Below are 15,424 nucleotides of genomic sequence, written 5' to 3'. Positions count from 1 at the left end.
GCTTAATCGATTTCGCCGTCGTCGCCTATCGGCTTCAAGCTTGACGATGCCGCTTCCGAACCCACCGCCCGAACCACCACGCCGCTCGCTTCAGGATCAGATCACCTACGGCCTGTGCATTCTGCTCATATGGAGCATGGCGATCGCCGCGTTCTGGGACGGCTAAAGCCGTTTCTCCATGAAGACGTCCGCGCGCGCATAGGGCGTGGGCCGTGGCGGCAGATGCAGGAAGCCGGCGCCTTCATACAGAGCGATCGCGGGCTTGAGGGCGCTATTGGTTTCCAGATAGAGCCGGGCGGCGCCCATTTCCCGCGCCGCCGCTTCGCAGGCGTCCAGCAGGCGTCGCGCCAGCCCCAGGCCGCGCGCGGCGGGCGTGACCGTCATCTTGCAGACCTCCACCCCGTCGTCGGTCGGGACCATGGCGCAACAGCCCATGGCCTCACCATCCTTCTCAGCGATGAAGATGCGCCCGCCCTTGTCCAGGAACACGCCCTGCGGATCATCGATAGCCAGCCGATCCTTGGCTTCGATGGTGAAGCCGCCCTCGACTAGCCAGGCGGTGTTCAACTGCGCCCAGGCGGCGGCGTGATCGAAACGGAAATCGACGATGGCGCCAGTCATTCACCCCTCATGTCCGGTTTCCACGCAAAGCAAAAGGGCGGTCGGATCGCTCCGACCGCCCTTCCGGCGTTTGGTCAAACGACCAAATCTCAGTCTTCGTCGTTGCCTTCGAAGGCCAGGACCGGACCGGAGTCCTTACCCTTGGCTTCGACGTCGCGATCGACGAACTCGATGACGGCCATCGGGGCGTTGTCGCCGTGGCGGAAGCCGGCCTTCATGATGCGGATATAGCCGCCGTTACGCTCGCTGTAGCGCGGGCCAAGCGTTTCGAACAGCTTGCCGACTTGCGGCACGTCCCGGACCTGGCTGATGGCCTGACGACGCGCGTGCAGGTCGCCCTTCTTGGCGAGGGTGACCAGCTTCTCGACGAAGGGACGCAGTTCCTTCGCCTTGGGCAGGGTCGTGGTGATCTGCTCGTGCTTGATCAGCGAGGCGGCCATGTTGGCGAACATGGCGGTGCGGTGGCTGCTCGTGCGACCGAGTTTACGATGGGCGGCGCCGTGGCGCATCTGGGTCTCTCCTACTCCGGAACCGGTATCCTCAATCGGACCTGGAACCGTAATCTTCTAACCGCCCCGACATTCTCCCGAAGGAGACGGGCGGAGGGTTGAACTTAGATCTGGTCGTCGAACTTCTTGGCCAGATCTTCGATGTTTTCGGGCGGCCAGTTCGGCACGTCCATGCCGAGGCTGAGGCCCATCGTCGTGAGAACTTCCTTGATCTCGTTCAACGACTTGCGGCCGAAGTTCGGGGTGCGAAGCATTTCGCCCTCGGTCTTCTGGATCAGGTCGCCGATGTAGACGATGTTGTCGTTCTTCAGGCAGTTGGCCGAACGAACCGACAGTTCCAGCTCGTCCACCTTTTTCAACAGCGCCGGGTTGAAGGGCAGGTCGGGCTTGCCGTCCGACTGCTCGACAGCCTTCTTGGGCTCTTCGAAGGTGATGAAGATCTGGAGCTGGTCCTGCAGGATGCGCGCGGCGTAAGCCACAGCGTCAACCGGCGTGACCGCACCGTTGGTTTCGACTTCCAGCAACAGCTTATCGTAGTCCAGCGACTGACCCTGACGGGTCGGCTCGACGCGGTAAGCCACCTTCTTGACCGGCGAATACAGGGCGTCGACGGCGATCAGGCCGATCGGCGCATCTTCTGGACGGTTCAGCTCGGCGGCGACGTAGCCCTTGCCGTTCTGGACAGTCAGTTCCATGCGCACCGATGCGCCGTCGTCCAGCGTGCAGATGACGTGGTCGGGGTTCAGAACCTCGATGTCCGCCGGCACGTCGATCTGGCCGGCCGTCACCGGACCGGGGCCCGTGGCGCGCAAGGTCATGCGCTTGGGGCCTTCGGCGTGCATGCGCAGCGCCAGTTGCTTGATGTTCAGGACGATGTCGACCACGTCTTCGCGCACGCCTTCCAGCGACGAGAATTCATGAACGACGCCGTCGATCTGGATGGCCGTGACGGCCGCGCCTTGCAGCGAGGACAGCAGAACGCGACGGAGCGCGTTGCCGAGCGTCACGCCGAAGCCACGCTCGAGGGGTTCGGCCACCAGGCGCGCCTTGCGCTGGGCGTCGGAACCGATCTCGATCTGCGGCTTCTCGGGACGGATCAGCTCTTGCCAGTTTCTTTCGATCATTTTGTCCCTCGAACGGGTTTCGCCTGCTCCGGCCTTGTCGACGAGGCCATGATGGAGCGGACGGAGATTGGGGGTGCCTTAGAACGCTATCGCTTAGACGCGACGACGCTTGGGCGGACGGCAACCATTGTGCGGCATCGGCGTGACGTCGCGGATGGTCGTGATCGTCAGACCGACCGACTGCAGCGCGCGCAGGGCCGATTCACGGCCGGAGCCCGGACCCGAGACGTTCACTTCCAGCGTCTTCACGCCGTGTTCCTGGGCCTTCTTGCCAGCGTCTTCCGCAGCCATCTGAGCGGCGTAAGGGGTCGACTTACGCGAACCCTTGAAGCCCATGTGACCCGCCGAAGACCACGAGATCGCGTTGCCCTGGGCATCGGTGATCGTGATCATGGTGTTGTTGAACGAAGCATTCACGTGGGCGACGCCCGAGGTGATGTTCTTGCGCTCGCGCTTCTTTACGCGACCCGGTTCCTTGGCCATGTGTCTGTCTTACTTCTTCTTGCCGGCGATCGGCTTGGCGGGACCCTTGCGGGTGCGGGCGTTCGTGTGAGTGCGCTGACCGCGGACCGGCAGGCCCTTACGGTGACGCAGGCCGCGGTAGCAGGCCAGATCCATCAGACGCTTGATGTTCATCGACGTCTCGCGGCGCAGGTCGCCCTCGACGGTGTGATCCTTGTCGATCGTTTCGCGGATCGACAGGACTTCGGCGTCCGTCAGCTGGTTCACCCGGCGAGCGGGCTCGATGCCCACCTTTTCGGTGATGTCCTTGGCGGCGGCGGGACCGATGCCATGGATATACTGAAGCGCGATCTCTACGCGCTTGTTGGTCGGGATGTTGACGCCAGCAATACGGGCCACGAAATTCTCCAGATACGCGTTAGTCAGACGCAACAAACGCTCCGGTTAACAAACCAGGAGCGTGGCGCCCTTCGCGGGAAGGCGCCCTTATACAGATGATTCACCGGGCGTCAACATCCGCTCCCGCGCGGCACCGCTTCAGCGTGGCGGGCGGCCGAAATCGACGCCGACCGTTACCCTCTGGCCCTCCACCGGCCGACCGTCTTCGGTTGGCGGCTGGAAGCGGAAATAGCCCGACACCTGCAAGCCGGCCGCGCCGAAGCCCAAGCCGGGGGGCGTCTCTTGAACGACGCGGCAACCGTTTAGCCGGCTGTCCAAGCGAATGACGCAGGACAGTTCGACCCGGCCGTAACGGCTGCGGGCGCCCGGCGGGTGGTTGGCTCGGATCTGGCCGATGGTGGGACCTGTGACCAGACGCGGTCCGGTCGAGCCGCTGCCCGGGCCGGATCCAGAGCCGACGCCGGATCCGCTGCCTGTCCCCTGCCCGCCCTGGCCGAAGCCGGGTTGCGGCGATGGCGCCGGCGCGACCCCGACGACGGGCGCGGGCGCCGGCGCCTTGACGGGAGGCGCGGGAACTTCGCGGGGGCGTTCCTTGGGCGGAGGCGGCGGCGTGTGAATGACGGATGGTGCAGCGGGCGCGCCGCCGCCGGTTTCGGGCGCCGGGGGTTCGTTGGAAATCGGCGGCGGCAGATCGTAGAGCACGACCTCGAACGGCGTCGGCTCGACCACGGGCGGCGGCGTCGGCCCCCTCACCTGTCCCAGCCAAAGGAACAAGCCGATTTCTGCGGCCGCGACGGCGACGAATATGCCCGCCATGCGCCAGCGACGCAGGCGGGTCTTCTCAGGTTTGGGGTCGTCTAATTCGGTCATCAGGCGATCAACGCCCGAAAACGCAAATCAGGCCAGGGCCTCGTCGATCGCCTTAGCGACAGACTCGATCGACCCCATGCCGTCGGCCTCGGTCAACTTACCCTGGGCTTCATAGTAGGGAAGCAGAGGCGCGGTGTTGCGGTTATAGGCCTCGAGCCGGACCTTGAAGGATTCGGGATTGTCGTCTGGACGGCCCTGTTCGGCGAAGCGCTTGGCGATCCGTTCGGTCAGGGCGGCGTCGTCAACCTTCAGGCGGACGACGGCGTCGATCTGAACACCGCGCTTGGCCAGCATCTCGTCCAGCGCCTCGGCCTGGGCCACGGTGCGGGGAAAGCCGTCAAAGATGGCGCCGCCGGCGGCCTCGGCCTCCGTCAGGCGATCTTCGATCAGGGCGATGACGATCTCGTCGGTGACCAGATCGCCGCGCGCCAGCACGTCCTTGACCTTGAGCCCCAGCTCCGAGCCCGAGGCGATGGCCGCGCGCAGCATGTCGCCGGTGGAGAGCTGGACCATGCCCTTCTCTTCCACCAGCCGCTTGGCCTGGGTGCCCTTGCCCGCCGCCGGCGGTCCGAACAGGATCAAGTTCATGCTTCAGCCCTCCCCTGGGCGTCTGACAACCTAAGACTTAGCGGCGAACGGGCGTGGGAGCGCCGCGACCGCCACGACCACGCAGCTTGGCCTTTTTGATCAGGCCTTCGTACTGATGCGCCAGCAGTTGGGACTGGATCTGGGCCACAGTGTCCATGGTGACCGAGACGACGATCAAGATAGACGTTCCGCCAAAGTACAGGCTGTTGCCGAACTGGCTGACGATGAACTCGGGCAGCAGGCAGACCGCGGTGATGTAGGCGGCGCCGATCACGGTCAGGCGGGTCAGGACATAGTCCAGATACTCCGCCGTGCGCTTGCCCGGACGGATGCCCGGCAGGAAGCCGCCGTATTTACGCAGGTTCTCGGCCGTGTCCTCGGGATTGAAGGTGATCGAGGTGTAGAAGAAGCAGAAGAAGACGATCAGGGCGGCATACAGCGCCATGAACAGCGGCTGGCCGTGCGTCAGCTGCGCCGTCACCAGCGGCAGCCAGCTCATCCAGCTGGGCAGGTCGGCGTTAGCCGTCATGGTCGCAACCGTCGTCGGCAGCATCAGCAGCGACGAGGCGAAGATCGGCGGGATAACGCCTGCGGTGTTGACCTTCAGCGGCAGGAACGAACGCTCGCCGCCGGCCATGCGGTTGCCTTCCTGGCGCTTCGGATACTGGATCAGAAGACGGCGCTGGGCGCGTTCCATGAAGACGATGAAGACCACGGTGGCCACGGCCAGAATGGCGATGAACAGCAGGGCGAAGGCCGACATCTGGCCTTGTTGGGCCAAGCCCAGCAGGCGGGCGATGGTGGACGGCAGGACCGCCACGATACCGGCGAAGATGATCAGTGAGATGCCGTTGCCGACGCCGCGCGCGGTCACCTGCTCACCCAGCCACATCAGGAACATGGTGCCGCCGGTCAGGGTCACGACCGTCGAGATGATGAAGAAGATTCCGGGGTTGTCGACCAGGCCAGCCGTGCTGTTCAGGCCCGCCGCGATGCCGAAGGACTGGGCCAGCGCCAGGAACACCGTCAGATAACGGGTGTACTGGTTCAGCTGCTTGCGGCCGCTTTCGCCGCCTTCCTTCTTCAGCTTCTCCCAGGGCGGATACACCGTGCCCATCAGCTGCACGATGATCGAGGCCGAGATATAGGGCATCACATTCAGCGCGAAGATGGCCATACGCTCGACCGCGCCGCCCGAGAACATGTTGAACATGTCTAGGATGCCGCGCTGACCGTCCGGGTTCTGGAAGAACTGCAGGAAGGCCTGCGAGTTGATGCCCGGGATCGGCACATAGGTGCCGATGCGATAGACCAGAAGCGCGCCCAGCGTGAACAGCAGGCGTTTATGCAGCTCGGTCGCTTTCGCGAACGAGCCCATATTCATATTGGCGGCGAGTTGTTCTGCGGCCGAAGCCATTATGCGTCCCCACGACTGATTGAGTCGTCAGATAGGCGGAAAGCGGCCCTCATGCGAGGGCCGCTTCCGTTCTTTCGTCGTCGCAGATGTAATCAGGTCACGACCTAATCGCCGCGACGACGCGTGACTTAGGCTTTGGCGGCGGTGCGCTTGGTGCGGGCCGAGATCTTGTTCTCGTCGCCGCGCGGCGCCTTGGGAGCCGGAGCCTTGCCCTTGGCGGCGTTGCGCTTCTCGACGCGCGCGGCGGCCTTGGCTTCGGCTTCGATGCGTTGCTCGACAACCGAGCCGCCAGCGGCCTCGATGGCCTTCTTGGCGCCGGCAGTGGCCGACCAGACGACCAGGTTCAGCGCTTGCTTCAGCTCGCCGGTGCCCAGCAGACGCACGCCGTCCTTGACGCGACGGATCACGCCGGCGGCGACCAGGGCGTCGCCCTTCAGTTCGGACTTGGCGTCCAGCTTGCCGGCGTCGACGGCGTCTTGCAGGCGCCACAGGTTCACTTCAGCCAGCTTCAGAGCATTGGCGTTGTTGAAGCCGCGCTTGGGCATACGCATGTACAGCGGCATTTGGCCGCCTTCAAAGCCGCCGATGGCGACGCCCGAACGCGACTTCTGACCCTTGACGCCACGGCCAGCGGTCTTGCCCTTGCCCGAACCGGGGCCACGGCCGACGCGCATGCGCTTCTTGTGGGCGCCTTCGTTGTCGCGGATTTCGTTCAGTTTCATGTGCCTGATCCTTTCGGGTGCTAGCGCCCGGACATCGTCCGGACTCGGCTTGGAAAAAATGAAGGGCCGCTGATAGGCGACCCTCTGGGTATTCGCAAGTGCAGAAACGCCCTCCCCCGGGTTCGGGAGAGGGCGAAACGGCTTACTTGTCGACGATCTCGGTCAGGTGGGCGACCTTGGCGATCATCCCGCGAACCGAAGGCGTGTCCTCCAGGGTCGATTCACGACCCAGGCGGTTCAGACCCAGGCCCACCAGGGTGGCGCGCTGGTCGTTCTTGCGGCGGATCGGCGAACCGGTCTGCTTGACGGTGAGGGTTTTCTTCTCAGCCATGACTTAGGACTCCACGGCTTCGGGCGCCGAGGCGCCGTCGTTGCGGCGGCCCATCAGATCCGCGACCTTCTTGCCGCGCTTGGACGCGACTTGACGGGGCGAGGACTGGACCTTCAGCGCTTCGAACGTCGCGCGGATCATGTTGTAGGGGTTCGACGAACCGGTCGACTTGCCCACGACGTCCTGGACGCCGAGGGTTTCGAGCACGGCGCGCATCGGACCGCCCGCGATGACGCCGGTCCCGGGAGGGGCGGCGCGCATCATGATCTTGCCGGCGCCCCAACGGCCGTTGCCGTCGTGGTGCAGCGTGCGGTTCTCGCGCAGCGGAACGCGGATCATCGTCTTCTTGGCTTCTTCAGTCGCCTTGCGGATGGCTTCCGGCACTTCGCGCGCCTTGCCGTGACCGAAGCCGACGCGACCCTTGCCGTCGCCGACGACCATCAGGGCTGCGAAGCTGAAGCGACGGCCGCCTTTGACGGTGGCGGCGACGCGGTTGATGTGCACCAGCTTCTCGACGATGTCGGAATCCGGACCATCAGCAGCGGGACCGTTGCGGTTGTCACGACGGTTGCGATCGTTGCCGCCGCCGCCGCGTTGGGGTTGTTGCGCCATCTGTCGCGTCCCTTAGAAGTTCAGGCCGGCTTCACGCGCGGCTTCCGCCAGCGCCTTCACCCGTCCATGATAGATGTACTCGCCACGGTCGAAGACGACGTCCTTGACGCCCTTCTCGATGGCGCGTTCGGCGATCAGCTTGCCGATCGCGGCGGCCGCAGCCGTGTCCGAGCCGCGCTTGCCCTTGCCGCCTTCCAGCGACGAGGCAGCCACGACGGTCACGCCTTGGGCGTCGTCGATGATCTGGGCCGAGATGTTCTTGTCCGAACGGTAGACCGACAGACGCAGACGACCGTTGGCGACAGCCTTCAGGCGGCGACGCGTGCGCTCCGAGCGACGCTTGGCTTGTTGTCGAAGAGAAAGAGCCATGACTTACTTCTTCTTGCCTTCCTTGCGACGGACCTTCTCGCCCGCGTAACGGACGCCCTTGCCCTTGTAGGGCTCCGGCGGACGCAGCTTGCGGATGACCGAGGCGATCTGACCGACGGCTTGTTTGTCAGCGCCCGAGATCTTGATCTCGGTCTGCTTCGGCACAGCGAAGCTGACGCCGGCCGGCGGAGCGATATCGACTTCGTGCGAGAAGCCGAGTTGCAGCGAAAGGGCGTCGCCCTTCATCGCGGCGCGGTAACCCACGCCGACCAGCTCCAGCGACTTTTCGAAGCCCGTGGTGACGCCGACGACCATGTTGTCGACCAGGGTGCGCGACAGACCCCACATCGCGCGAGCGCGAGGCGTGTCCGAACGCGGCGTCAGCGACAGTTCATCGCCTTCCTGCTTGACTTCGATCTCGTCGGCGACGGTCCAAGCGCTCTCGCCCTTGGGTCCCTTGACGGTGACGTTCTGGCCGTCGAGCGTGACAGTCACGCCCTTCGGCACGGCGATGGTTTTCTTGCCAATACGGGACATATCAGTAGACCCTGCAGAGGACTTCGCCGCCGACGTTAGCGTCGCGGGCGGAAGCGTCGGACATGACGCCCTTCGAAGTCGAGAGGATCGAGATGCCGAGGCCGTTCTTGACGGGCTTCAGATCGCCGATCGCCGAATAGACGCGGCGGCCCGGCTTGGACACGCGCGCGATCTCGGCGATGACGGGCTGACCGTCGAAGTACTTCAGCTCGATCTCGAACTGCGGAAACTCACCCGGGTTCTGAACCAGGTTGTAGCCGCGGATGTAGCCTTCGTCCTGCAGCACGTCGAGGACGCGCTGGCGCAGACGGGAAGCCGGGGTCAGCACCTTGGAACGCTTGCGGGTCGCCGCGTTCTTGATGCGAGCGATCATGTCGCTCAGGGGATCGTTGATCATCATGTCTGTTCGCTCCCCTTACCAGCTGGACTTTGTCAGGCCGGGAATCTGGCCCAGGTTGCCCAGTTCACGCAGCGCAATCCGGCTCATCTTGAGCTTGCGGTAGAACGCCCGCGGACGACCCGTCACTTCGCAGCGGTTGCGAATGCGGCTCGGCGCGGAGTTGCGCGGCAGTTCGGCCAGCTTCAGGCGTGCGTCGAAGCGCTCCTCCAGCGGCAGGTTTTCGTCGTTGGCGGTCGCCTTGAGGGCGGCCCGCTTCGCGGCATACTTCGCAACCAGGGCCTTGACGGCTTCATTGCGGTTTACGGCGCTTTTCTTAGCCATTGTGCTCTTCCCTTCCCGCTCAGTTCTTCACGAACGGGAACTTGAACTCGGTGAGGAGAGCCTTGGCTTCCTCATCGGTCTTGGCCGTGGTGCAGACGACAATGTCCATGCCCCACATCTGATCGATCTGGTCGTAGTTGATCTCCGGGAACACGATGTGCTCCTTCAGACCCGTGGCGTAGTTGCCGCGACCATCAAAGGACGTGCCCTTCAGACCACGGAAATCCTTCACGCGCGGCAGCGCGATCGTGATGAACCGGTCCAGGAACTCGTACATCTGGTCGCCGCGCAGGGTGACCTTGCCGCCGATGACCATGCCTTCGCGCAGCTTGAAGCCGGCGATGGAGTTACGGGCCTTGGTGGCGACGGCCTTCTGACCGGCGATGGCGGTCAGATCCTTGAGGGCGGTGTTCGCCTTCTTGGAGTCTGCGACGGCTTCGCCGATGCCCATGTTCAGGACGATCTTGTCCAGCTTGGGCACCTGCATTTCGTTCGTGTAGCCGAACTTTTCTTTCATCACCTGGCGGATGCGAGCGTGATACTCGTCCTTGAGGCGCGGGGTGTACTTTTCGGTAGCCATCAGATGACGTCTCCCGTCGTCTTGGCGATGCGGACCTTCTTGTCCCCATCGATCTTGAAGCCGACGCGGGTCGCCTTGCCGTTGGCGTCGGCGATCGCGACGTTCGACAGGTGAAGCGAGGCTTCCTTGTTCTTGATGCCGCCCTGCGGGTCAGCCTGGCTCGGGCGCGTGTGGCGCTGAACCATGTTGACGCCTTCGACGAGGACGCGGTTTTCGGTGGGCAGGACCTTCAGCACGTTGCCCGTGCGGCCCTTGTCCTTGCCGGTGAGGACGACGACGCGGTCGCCCTTCTTGATCTTGGCGGCCATGTTACAGGACCTCCGGAGCCAGCGAGATGATCTTCATGTGGTTCTTGGCGCGCAGTTCGCGAGGAACCGGGCCGAAGATCCGCGTGCCGACAGGCTCGTTCTGCTTGTTGACGATGACGGCGGCCGACTTGTCAAAGCGGATGACCGAGCCGTCCTTGCGTTGGATGTCCTTGGCGGTGCGCACGACGATGGCGCGAACGACGTCGCCCTTCTTCACACGGCCGCGCGGGATGGCTTCCTTCACGGAGGCGACGATTGTGTCGCCGATCGAGGCGTAGCGGCGCTTGGAGCCGCCCAACACCTTGATGCACATGACCCGGCGGGCGCCCGAATTATCGGCCACTTCCAGGTTAGTTTGCATCTGGATCATAAGATCAGATCCTTCTGATTACGAGGCGGAGGCGTTGGAAAGGACTTCCCAGCGCTTCAGTTTGGACTTGGGGGCGCACTCGACGATGCGAGCGATGTCGCCGACCTTGAGCGCGTTGGCTTCGTCGTGCGCATGGTACTTCTTGGACGACCGGACGGTCTTCTTCAGAAGCGGGTGAAGCAGGGTGCGCTCCACCTTCACAACGACAGTCTTCTCGCCCTTGTCGGACACGACCACGCCTTCAAGAATTCGCTTGGGCATATTCGTTTCCTTACGAGGCCGCACGCTTCTCGCGCAGAAGCGTCGAGATGCGAGCGATGTCTTTGCGGACTTCACCAACGCGGTGAGTCTTTTCCATTTGGCCGGTGGCCGCCTGGAAGCGCAGGTTGAACTGTTCCTTCTTGAGCTTCAGCAGCTCGTCGGACAGTTGGTCGGTCGTTTGCGACCGCAGATCGGCGATCTTGGTCATTAGGCGGCAGCCTCCACATGCGCGACGCCGGCGTCGATACGGGTCACGACCTTGGTACGGACCGGCAGCTTGGCGGCGCCGAGACGGAGTGCTTCGCGGGCGACATCGTCCGGCACGCCGTCGATTTCAAACAGGATACGGCCCGGGTGGCAACGCGCGGCCCAGTGGTCCACGGCGCCCTTGCCCTTACCCATCCGGACTTCGGCCGGCTTGCCCGTGACGGGCAGGTCGGGGAAGACGCGGATCCAGACGCGGCCCTGACGCTTCATCTGGCGAGTGATCGCGCGGCGAGCCGCTTCGATCTGACGCGCGGTGATGCGTTCCGGCTCCAGCGTCTTCAGGCCATACGACCCGAAGTTCAGCGAGAAACCGCCCTTGGCCGAGCCATGGATCCGGCCCTTGAAGGCCTTGCGGTATTTGGTCTTCTTCGGTTGCAACATGACTTAGTTCTCACGTCCCCGGTCGCGACGCGGACCGCGGTCGCCACGGGGGCCGCCGCGTTCGCGGCCTTCGTTCGAGGACGGACCCGAAGCTTCCTGGGCCCAACGCTTGTCCTGCGCCATGGGATCGTGCTCCAGCACTTCACCCTTAAAGACCCAGACCTTCACGCCGATGATGCCGTAGGTCGTCTTGGCTTCGTAGAAGCCATAGTCGATGTCGGCGCGCAGCGTGTGAAGCGGCACGCGACCTTCGCGGTACCATTCCATACGTGCGATTTCAGCGCCGCCCAGACGACCCGAGACATTCATACGAATGCCCTTGGCGCCCAGACGCATGGCTGACTGCATCGAACGCTTCATGGCGCGACGGAAGGCCACGCGGCGCTCCAGCTGCTGCGCGATGTTCTCGGCGATCAGCTGCGCATCGGTTTCCGGCTTGCGGACTTCGATGATGTTCAGGTGAACTTCACCCTCGGTGCGCGCCGAGATGTCCTTGCGGAGCTTCTCGATGTCAGCGCCCTTCTTGCCGATCACGACGCCCGGACGGGCGGCGTAGATGGTGATGCGGCACTTCTTGTGCGGGCGCTCGATAATGATGCGCGACACGCCGGCGGCGGCCAGGCGTTCCCGCAGCCACTCGCGCAACTTCAGGTCCTGGTGCAGCAGGCGGGAATAGTCGGCGCCGGCGGCGAACCAGCGGCTGTCCCACGTGCGGTTCACGCCGAGGCGCAGACCGACCGGATTGATTTTCTGTCCCATCAGGCGGCCTCGCCGGCTTCACGGACCACGATGGTGATCTCGCTGAACGGTTTCAGGATGCGCGACGAACGACCGCGAGCACGGCTCGCGAAACGCTTCATCACCAGGTTCTTACCCACGAAGGCCTCGGCGACGACCAGATTGTCGATGTCGAGGTTGTGGTTGTTCTCGGCGTTCGAGATTGCCGAATACAGGACCTTGCGGACGTCGCCAGCGATGCGCTTACGGCTGAATTCCAGCTCGTTCAGCGCCTTCTGGACCGGCATGCCGCGGATCGAAGCGGCGACCAGGTTCAGCTTTTGCGGGCTGATACGCACGTTGACCAGCTTGGCGCGGGCCTCGGTCGGGGCGACCCGACGCTCGTTTTTTGTCTGGGCCATCGGTTACTTCCTTTTGGCCTTCTTGTCCGCCGCGTGACCCGGGAAGTTCCGGGTCGGGGCGAACTCGCCGAGCTTCATGCCGACCATCTCTTCCGAGACCGACACGGGCACGTGCTTCTGACCGTTATGGACGCCGAACGTCAGACCGACGAACTGCGGCAGGATGGTGGAGCGGCGCGACCAGGTCTTGATCACGTCCTTGCGGCCCGACGATTGAACGGCGTCGGCCTTCTTGAGCAGATACCCGTCGACAAACGGGCCTTTCCAGGAGGAGCGGGCCATTCTTAGCGAGCCTTCTTAACGTGGCGGGTACGGATGATGTACTTGTCCGTAGCCTTGTTCTTGCGGGTACGAGTGCCCTTGGTGTCCTTACCCCACGGCGTGACGGGAGTACGACCACCAGAGGTCCGGCCTTCACCACCACCATGCGGGTGGTCGATCGGGTTCATGGCGACGCCGCGAACGTGCGGACGCCAGCCCATGTGACGCTTACGACCGGCCTTGCCCAGGTTCTGGTTCATGTGGTCGGGGTTCGAAACCGCGCCCACCGTGGCGATGCAGCCGTCCAGGACCATACGCAGTTCGCCCGAGCCGAGACGGATCTGGGCGTAGCCCTGATCGCGACCGACCAGCTGGGCGTAGGCGCCGGCCGAACGGGCCAGCTGGGCGCCCTTGCCCGGCTTCATTTCGATGTTGTGGATGATCGTACCCACCGGCATCGAACGGAGCGGCATGGCGTTGCCCGGCTTCACGTCGGTCTTTTCGCCCGCGACGATCGTGTCGCCCGCCTTAAGGCGTTGCGGCGCGATGATGTAGGTCTTCTCGCCGTCCTCGTAGGTCACGAGCGCGATGAAGGCCGTGCGGTTCGGATCGTATTCCAGACGCTCGACCGTGCCGACCATGTCCCACTTACGACGCTTGAAGTCGATCTTGCGGTACAGGGTCTTGGCGCCGCCGCCGCGGAAGCGGACCGCGATGCGACCGCCCTGCCCGCGCCCGCCCGACTTGGTCAGGCCTTCGGTCAGCGACTTTTCCGGACGGCCCTTGTGGAGTTCCGAACGGTCAACCAGCACGAGGGCGCGACGGCCCGGCGAGGTCGGATTGTAATGTTTCAAGGCCATCTGATCAGAGCCCCGTGGTGACGTCGATCGACTGGCCGTCAGCCAGCGTCACGATCGCTTTTTTGATGTCGACCCGGCGACCCAGGATACCCCGGAAGCGCTTGGTCTTGCCCTTTTGAACCAGGGTGTTGACCTTCAGGACGTTGACTTTGAACAGGCTTTCGACCGCAGCGGCGATCTCGTCCTTGGTCGCCGTGTCGGCGACGCGGAAGACGACCTTGTTCTGCTCGGACAGGATCGTGGCCTTTTCGGTGATCACCGGGGCCAGGATGGTGTCGTAGTGCTTGGCGGTAGGTTGAGCGGCCATTACGCGGCTTCCTTATCGCTGAAGCGGGCTTCGATGGCCTCGATGGCGGCCTTCGTCAGCACCAGCTTGTCAGCCCGCAGGATGTCATAGACGTTCAGGCCGGCGTTCGGCAGCACGTCGATGTGCGGGATGTTGCGTGCGGCCAGGCCGAAGTTCGTGTCGACTTCGGGACCCGCGATGATGAGCGCCTTGGTCCAGCCCAGTTTGCCGAGCGTTTCGCGCAGCGAAGCGGTCTTGGCTTCCTTGACCGAGACGGTGTCGACCACGATCAGGTCGCCCGACTTGGCCTTGGAGGACAGGGCATGACGCAGAGCCAGCGCGCGGATCTTCTTCGGCAGCGAGAAGCCGTGATCGCGAACGATCGGGCCGAAGGCGCGCGAACCGCCGACGAACTGCGGTGCACGGCGCGAACCGTGACGAGCGCCGCCGGTGCCCTTCTGCTTGTACATCTTCTTACCCGTACGAGAGTTCTCGTTGCGGGTCTGAACCTTATGCGTACCGGCGCGGCGCTTGGCCAGTTGCCAGTTGACGGTGCGGGCCAGGATGTCGCCGCGGATGTCGGAAATGCCGAAGACGGCGTCCGACAGTTCCACGTCGCCAGCAGCCTTGCCGTCGAGTTGGATGACAGAGAGTTTCATTACGCTTCACCGCCTTCGGTCGCTTCGACGGGGGCTTCTTCAGCCGGGGTCGAGGCGGGTTGAGCAGCAGACTTGCTCGACTTCAGCGCGCCGGGGAACGGAGCGTCGGCCGGGCGAGCCTTCTTGATGGCGTCGCGAACCTTGACGTAGCTGCCGTCGTGACCGGGAACAGCGCCCTTGATCAGGATCAGGCCACGCTCGGCGTCCACGCGGACGACGGTCAGGTTCTGGGTGGTGACGGTTTCGGTGCCGTAGTGGCCGGCCATCTTCTTGCCGGGGAACGTCCGACCCGGGTCCTGACGGTTACCCGTCGAACCGTGCGAACGGTGCGAGACCGAAACGCCGTGGGTGGCGCGAAGGCCGCCGAAGTTCCAGCGCTTCATGGCGCCGGCGAAACCCTTACCGATGGTCTCGCCCTGGATGTCGACCTTCTGGCCCACCAGGAAGTGTTCGGCCGACAGTTCGGCGCCCACGTCCAGCAGACCGTCCGCATCGACGCGGAACTCGGTCACATAGGCTTTCGGTTCGACTTCCGCCTTGGCGAAGGTCTCGCGTTGAGCCTTGTTGGTGTTCTTAGCCTTCTTCGTGCCAGCGCCCAGCTGGAGAGCGACGTAGCCGTCACGCTCCTGGGTACGTTGGCCGACGACTTGGCAGCCGTCGAGCTGCAGCACAGTGACCGGTACGTGCGCGCCGTCATCGGCGAACACGCGGGTCATGCCCAGCTTCTTGGCGATCACGCCCGTGCGCATCGGATCCCGCCTCTTTCTACT

At 64.0% G+C, this 15,424-nt stretch carries 28 protein-coding genes; all 28 read right to left on the bottom strand.

Annotation, left to right across the window (positions count from 1 at the left end; translation table 11 throughout):
* Positions 1 to 162: 162 nt before the first annotated feature.
* Positions 163 to 621: a GNAT family N-acetyltransferase gene (locus PFY01_RS07810; protein WP_055804630.1), complete on the bottom strand. Its 459-nt coding sequence runs from the start codon at positions 619 to 621 to the stop codon at positions 163 to 165.
* An 89-nt stretch (positions 622 to 710) separates the two neighbouring features.
* The gene (rplQ, locus tag PFY01_RS07805; protein ID WP_055804627.1) at positions 711 to 1,130 is read right to left on the bottom strand and encodes a 50S ribosomal protein L17; all 420 of its coding nucleotides are present in this window, start codon (positions 1,128 to 1,130) and stop codon (positions 711 to 713) included.
* 104 nt (positions 1,131 to 1,234) lie between these two features.
* Positions 1,235 to 2,254, bottom strand: coding sequence for a DNA-directed RNA polymerase subunit alpha (locus tag PFY01_RS07800; protein ID WP_017506040.1), 1,020 nt, complete (start codon positions 2,252 to 2,254; stop codon positions 1,235 to 1,237).
* A gap of 93 nt (positions 2,255 to 2,347) precedes the next feature.
* Entirely contained in the window at positions 2,348 to 2,737 is a 390-nt protein-coding gene (rpsK, locus tag PFY01_RS07795; RefSeq protein WP_013268944.1) for a 30S ribosomal protein S11, read from the bottom strand.
* Positions 2,738 to 2,746: 9 nt separating this feature from the next.
* Positions 2,747 to 3,115 (bottom strand): 30S ribosomal protein S13, encoded by a 369-nt coding sequence (rpsM, locus tag PFY01_RS07790; protein WP_026108555.1) that lies wholly within the window; start codon positions 3,113 to 3,115, stop codon positions 2,747 to 2,749.
* A 138-nt stretch (positions 3,116 to 3,253) separates the two neighbouring features.
* Entirely contained in the window at positions 3,254 to 3,985 is a 732-nt protein-coding gene (locus PFY01_RS07785) for an energy transducer TonB (RefSeq protein WP_271040870.1), read from the bottom strand.
* Positions 3,986 to 4,012: 27 nt separating this feature from the next.
* Positions 4,013 to 4,573, bottom strand: coding sequence for an adenylate kinase (locus PFY01_RS07780; protein ID WP_017506042.1), 561 nt, complete (start codon positions 4,571 to 4,573; stop codon positions 4,013 to 4,015).
* Between the two features lie 37 nt (positions 4,574 to 4,610).
* Positions 4,611 to 5,990 carry a preprotein translocase subunit SecY gene (gene secY, locus PFY01_RS07775; RefSeq protein ID WP_017506043.1) on the bottom strand — a complete coding sequence of 460 codons (1,380 nt, stop codon included), beginning with the start codon at positions 5,988 to 5,990 and terminating at the stop codon, positions 4,611 to 4,613.
* 128 nt (positions 5,991 to 6,118) lie between these two features.
* Positions 6,119 to 6,712 (bottom strand): 50S ribosomal protein L15, encoded by a 594-nt coding sequence (rplO, locus tag PFY01_RS07770; protein WP_055804617.1) that lies wholly within the window; start codon positions 6,710 to 6,712, stop codon positions 6,119 to 6,121.
* 142 nt (positions 6,713 to 6,854) lie between these two features.
* Entirely contained in the window at positions 6,855 to 7,043 is a 189-nt protein-coding gene (gene rpmD / locus PFY01_RS07765) for a 50S ribosomal protein L30 (RefSeq protein ID WP_271040869.1), read from the bottom strand.
* A 3-nt stretch (positions 7,044 to 7,046) separates the two neighbouring features.
* Complete coding sequence (rpsE, locus tag PFY01_RS07760; RefSeq protein ID WP_055753395.1) at positions 7,047 to 7,655, bottom strand: 30S ribosomal protein S5; 609 nt, start codon at positions 7,653 to 7,655, stop codon at positions 7,047 to 7,049.
* Between the two features lie 12 nt (positions 7,656 to 7,667).
* Entirely contained in the window at positions 7,668 to 8,024 is a 357-nt protein-coding gene (rplR, locus tag PFY01_RS07755) for a 50S ribosomal protein L18 (RefSeq protein WP_008259637.1), read from the bottom strand.
* A gap of 3 nt (positions 8,025 to 8,027) precedes the next feature.
* Positions 8,028 to 8,561: a 50S ribosomal protein L6 gene (rplF, locus tag PFY01_RS07750; protein ID WP_055753394.1), complete on the bottom strand. Its 534-nt coding sequence runs from the start codon at positions 8,559 to 8,561 to the stop codon at positions 8,028 to 8,030.
* A gap of 1 nt (position 8,562) precedes the next feature.
* Positions 8,563 to 8,961, bottom strand: a complete 399-nt coding sequence (rpsH, locus tag PFY01_RS07745; RefSeq protein WP_008262310.1) for a 30S ribosomal protein S8 — start codon at positions 8,959 to 8,961, stop codon at positions 8,563 to 8,565.
* A gap of 15 nt (positions 8,962 to 8,976) precedes the next feature.
* Complete coding sequence (gene rpsN / locus PFY01_RS07740) at positions 8,977 to 9,282, bottom strand: 30S ribosomal protein S14 (RefSeq protein WP_055753393.1); 306 nt, start codon at positions 9,280 to 9,282, stop codon at positions 8,977 to 8,979.
* Positions 9,283 to 9,301: 19 nt separating this feature from the next.
* A complete protein-coding gene (gene rplE, locus PFY01_RS07735; protein WP_017506049.1) occupies positions 9,302 to 9,862 on the bottom strand; it encodes a 50S ribosomal protein L5 in 561 nt (186 codons plus the stop codon).
* Positions 9,862 to 10,170, bottom strand: coding sequence for a 50S ribosomal protein L24 (gene rplX, locus PFY01_RS07730; protein WP_039248554.1), 309 nt, complete (start codon positions 10,168 to 10,170; stop codon positions 9,862 to 9,864). The genes rplE and rplX overlap by 1 nt, the downstream gene beginning before the upstream one ends.
* Before the next feature lies 1 nt (position 10,171).
* Positions 10,172 to 10,540 carry a 50S ribosomal protein L14 gene (rplN, locus tag PFY01_RS07725; protein WP_003164378.1) on the bottom strand — a complete coding sequence of 123 codons (369 nt, stop codon included), beginning with the start codon at positions 10,538 to 10,540 and terminating at the stop codon, positions 10,172 to 10,174.
* 18 nt (positions 10,541 to 10,558) lie between these two features.
* On the bottom strand, positions 10,559 to 10,801 hold the full coding sequence (gene rpsQ, locus PFY01_RS07720) for a 30S ribosomal protein S17 (RefSeq protein WP_017506051.1): 243 nt from the start codon (positions 10,799 to 10,801) through the stop codon (positions 10,559 to 10,561).
* Positions 10,802 to 10,811: 10 nt separating this feature from the next.
* A complete protein-coding gene (rpmC, locus tag PFY01_RS07715; RefSeq protein WP_008263673.1) occupies positions 10,812 to 11,009 on the bottom strand; it encodes a 50S ribosomal protein L29 in 198 nt (65 codons plus the stop codon).
* The gene (gene rplP / locus PFY01_RS07710) at positions 11,009 to 11,449 is read right to left on the bottom strand and encodes a 50S ribosomal protein L16 (protein WP_017506052.1); all 441 of its coding nucleotides are present in this window, start codon (positions 11,447 to 11,449) and stop codon (positions 11,009 to 11,011) included. The genes rpmC and rplP overlap by 1 nt, the downstream gene beginning before the upstream one ends.
* Positions 11,450 to 11,452: 3 nt before the next feature.
* Complete coding sequence (gene rpsC / locus PFY01_RS07705) at positions 11,453 to 12,208, bottom strand: 30S ribosomal protein S3 (protein WP_017506053.1); 756 nt, start codon at positions 12,206 to 12,208, stop codon at positions 11,453 to 11,455.
* Entirely contained in the window at positions 12,208 to 12,588 is a 381-nt protein-coding gene (gene rplV / locus PFY01_RS07700; RefSeq protein ID WP_017506054.1) for a 50S ribosomal protein L22, read from the bottom strand. Before rplV ends, rpsC begins: the two co-directional genes overlap by 1 nt.
* Before the next feature lie 3 nt (positions 12,589 to 12,591).
* Positions 12,592 to 12,870, bottom strand: coding sequence for a 30S ribosomal protein S19 (rpsS, locus tag PFY01_RS07695; protein WP_017506055.1), 279 nt, complete (start codon positions 12,868 to 12,870; stop codon positions 12,592 to 12,594).
* A gap of 2 nt (positions 12,871 to 12,872) precedes the next feature.
* Positions 12,873 to 13,709: a 50S ribosomal protein L2 gene (gene rplB, locus PFY01_RS07690; protein WP_055753391.1), complete on the bottom strand. Its 837-nt coding sequence runs from the start codon at positions 13,707 to 13,709 to the stop codon at positions 12,873 to 12,875.
* A gap of 4 nt (positions 13,710 to 13,713) precedes the next feature.
* Positions 13,714 to 14,016: a 50S ribosomal protein L23 gene (locus PFY01_RS07685; protein WP_008260292.1), complete on the bottom strand. Its 303-nt coding sequence runs from the start codon at positions 14,014 to 14,016 to the stop codon at positions 13,714 to 13,716.
* The gene (gene rplD / locus PFY01_RS07680) at positions 14,016 to 14,654 is read right to left on the bottom strand and encodes a 50S ribosomal protein L4 (protein WP_017506058.1); all 639 of its coding nucleotides are present in this window, start codon (positions 14,652 to 14,654) and stop codon (positions 14,016 to 14,018) included. The genes PFY01_RS07685 and rplD overlap by 1 nt, the downstream gene beginning before the upstream one ends.
* Positions 14,654 to 15,403 (bottom strand): 50S ribosomal protein L3, encoded by a 750-nt coding sequence (rplC, locus tag PFY01_RS07675; protein ID WP_055753390.1) that lies wholly within the window; start codon positions 15,401 to 15,403, stop codon positions 14,654 to 14,656. The genes rplD and rplC overlap by 1 nt, the downstream gene beginning before the upstream one ends.
* Between the last annotated feature and the right edge of the window lie 21 nt (positions 15,404 to 15,424).

Source organism: Brevundimonas vesicularis, assembly GCF_027886425.1.
In the GTDB taxonomy this organism is placed as follows: domain Bacteria; phylum Pseudomonadota; class Alphaproteobacteria; order Caulobacterales; family Caulobacteraceae; genus Brevundimonas; species Brevundimonas vesicularis_C.
Note: the sequence above shows the minus strand (reverse complement) of the source record. Positions and strands in the feature narration are given on the sequence as shown.

What these genes read in the sequence shown, in the direction of transcription:
- PFY01_RS07810 (WP_055804630.1), bottom strand. Translation starts at nt 621, where the DNA reads ATGACTGGCGCCATCGTCGATTTCCGTTTCGATCACGCCGCCGCCTGG.
- rplQ (WP_055804627.1), bottom strand. Translation starts at nt 1,130, where the DNA reads ATGCGCCACGGCGCCGCCCATCGTAAACTCGGTCGCACGAGCAGCCAC.
- PFY01_RS07800 (WP_017506040.1), bottom strand. Translation starts at nt 2,254, where the DNA reads ATGATCGAAAGAAACTGGCAAGAGCTGATCCGTCCCGAGAAGCCGCAG.
- rpsK (WP_013268944.1), bottom strand. Translation starts at nt 2,737, where the DNA reads ATGGCCAAGGAACCGGGTCGCGTAAAGAAGCGCGAGCGCAAGAACATC.
- PFY01_RS07785 (WP_271040870.1), bottom strand. Translation starts at nt 3,985, where the DNA reads ATGACCGAATTAGACGACCCCAAACCTGAGAAGACCCGCCTGCGTCGC.
- PFY01_RS07780 (WP_017506042.1), bottom strand. Translation starts at nt 4,573, where the DNA reads ATGAACTTGATCCTGTTCGGACCGCCGGCGGCGGGCAAGGGCACCCAG.
- secY (WP_017506043.1), bottom strand. Translation starts at nt 5,990, where the DNA reads ATGGCTTCGGCCGCAGAACAACTCGCCGCCAATATGAATATGGGCTCG.
- rplO (WP_055804617.1), bottom strand. Translation starts at nt 6,712, where the DNA reads ATGAAACTGAACGAAATCCGCGACAACGAAGGCGCCCACAAGAAGCGC.
- rpmD (WP_271040869.1), bottom strand. Translation starts at nt 7,043, where the DNA reads ATGGCTGAGAAGAAAACCCTCACCGTCAAGCAGACCGGTTCGCCGATC.
- rpsE (WP_055753395.1), bottom strand. Translation starts at nt 7,655, where the DNA reads ATGGCGCAACAACCCCAACGCGGCGGCGGCGGCAACGATCGCAACCGT.
- rplR (WP_008259637.1), bottom strand. Translation starts at nt 8,024, where the DNA reads ATGGCTCTTTCTCTTCGACAACAAGCCAAGCGTCGCTCGGAGCGCACG.
- rplF (WP_055753394.1), bottom strand. Translation starts at nt 8,561, where the DNA reads ATGTCCCGTATTGGCAAGAAAACCATCGCCGTGCCGAAGGGCGTGACT.
- rpsH (WP_008262310.1), bottom strand. Translation starts at nt 8,961, where the DNA reads ATGATGATCAACGATCCCCTGAGCGACATGATCGCTCGCATCAAGAAC.
- rpsN (WP_055753393.1), bottom strand. Translation starts at nt 9,282, where the DNA reads ATGGCTAAGAAAAGCGCCGTAAACCGCAATGAAGCCGTCAAGGCCCTG.
- rplE (WP_017506049.1), bottom strand. Translation starts at nt 9,862, where the DNA reads ATGGCTACCGAAAAGTACACCCCGCGCCTCAAGGACGAGTATCACGCT.
- rplX (WP_039248554.1), bottom strand. Translation starts at nt 10,170, where the DNA reads ATGGCCGCCAAGATCAAGAAGGGCGACCGCGTCGTCGTCCTCACCGGC.
- rplN (WP_003164378.1), bottom strand. Translation starts at nt 10,540, where the DNA reads ATGATCCAGATGCAAACTAACCTGGAAGTGGCCGATAATTCGGGCGCC.
- rpsQ (WP_017506051.1), bottom strand. Translation starts at nt 10,801, where the DNA reads ATGCCCAAGCGAATTCTTGAAGGCGTGGTCGTGTCCGACAAGGGCGAG.
- rpmC (WP_008263673.1), bottom strand. Translation starts at nt 11,009, where the DNA reads ATGACCAAGATCGCCGATCTGCGGTCGCAAACGACCGACCAACTGTCC.
- rplP (WP_017506052.1), bottom strand. Translation starts at nt 11,449, where the DNA reads ATGTTGCAACCGAAGAAGACCAAATACCGCAAGGCCTTCAAGGGCCGG.
- rpsC (WP_017506053.1), bottom strand. Translation starts at nt 12,208, where the DNA reads ATGGGACAGAAAATCAATCCGGTCGGTCTGCGCCTCGGCGTGAACCGC.
- rplV (WP_017506054.1), bottom strand. Translation starts at nt 12,588, where the DNA reads ATGGCCCAGACAAAAAACGAGCGTCGGGTCGCCCCGACCGAGGCCCGC.
- rpsS (WP_017506055.1), bottom strand. Translation starts at nt 12,870, where the DNA reads ATGGCCCGCTCCTCCTGGAAAGGCCCGTTTGTCGACGGGTATCTGCTC.
- rplB (WP_055753391.1), bottom strand. Translation starts at nt 13,709, where the DNA reads ATGGCCTTGAAACATTACAATCCGACCTCGCCGGGCCGTCGCGCCCTC.
- PFY01_RS07685 (WP_008260292.1), bottom strand. Translation starts at nt 14,016, where the DNA reads ATGGCCGCTCAACCTACCGCCAAGCACTACGACACCATCCTGGCCCCG.
- rplD (WP_017506058.1), bottom strand. Translation starts at nt 14,654, where the DNA reads ATGAAACTCTCTGTCATCCAACTCGACGGCAAGGCTGCTGGCGACGTG.
- rplC (WP_055753390.1), bottom strand. Translation starts at nt 15,403, where the DNA reads ATGCGCACGGGCGTGATCGCCAAGAAGCTGGGCATGACCCGCGTGTTC.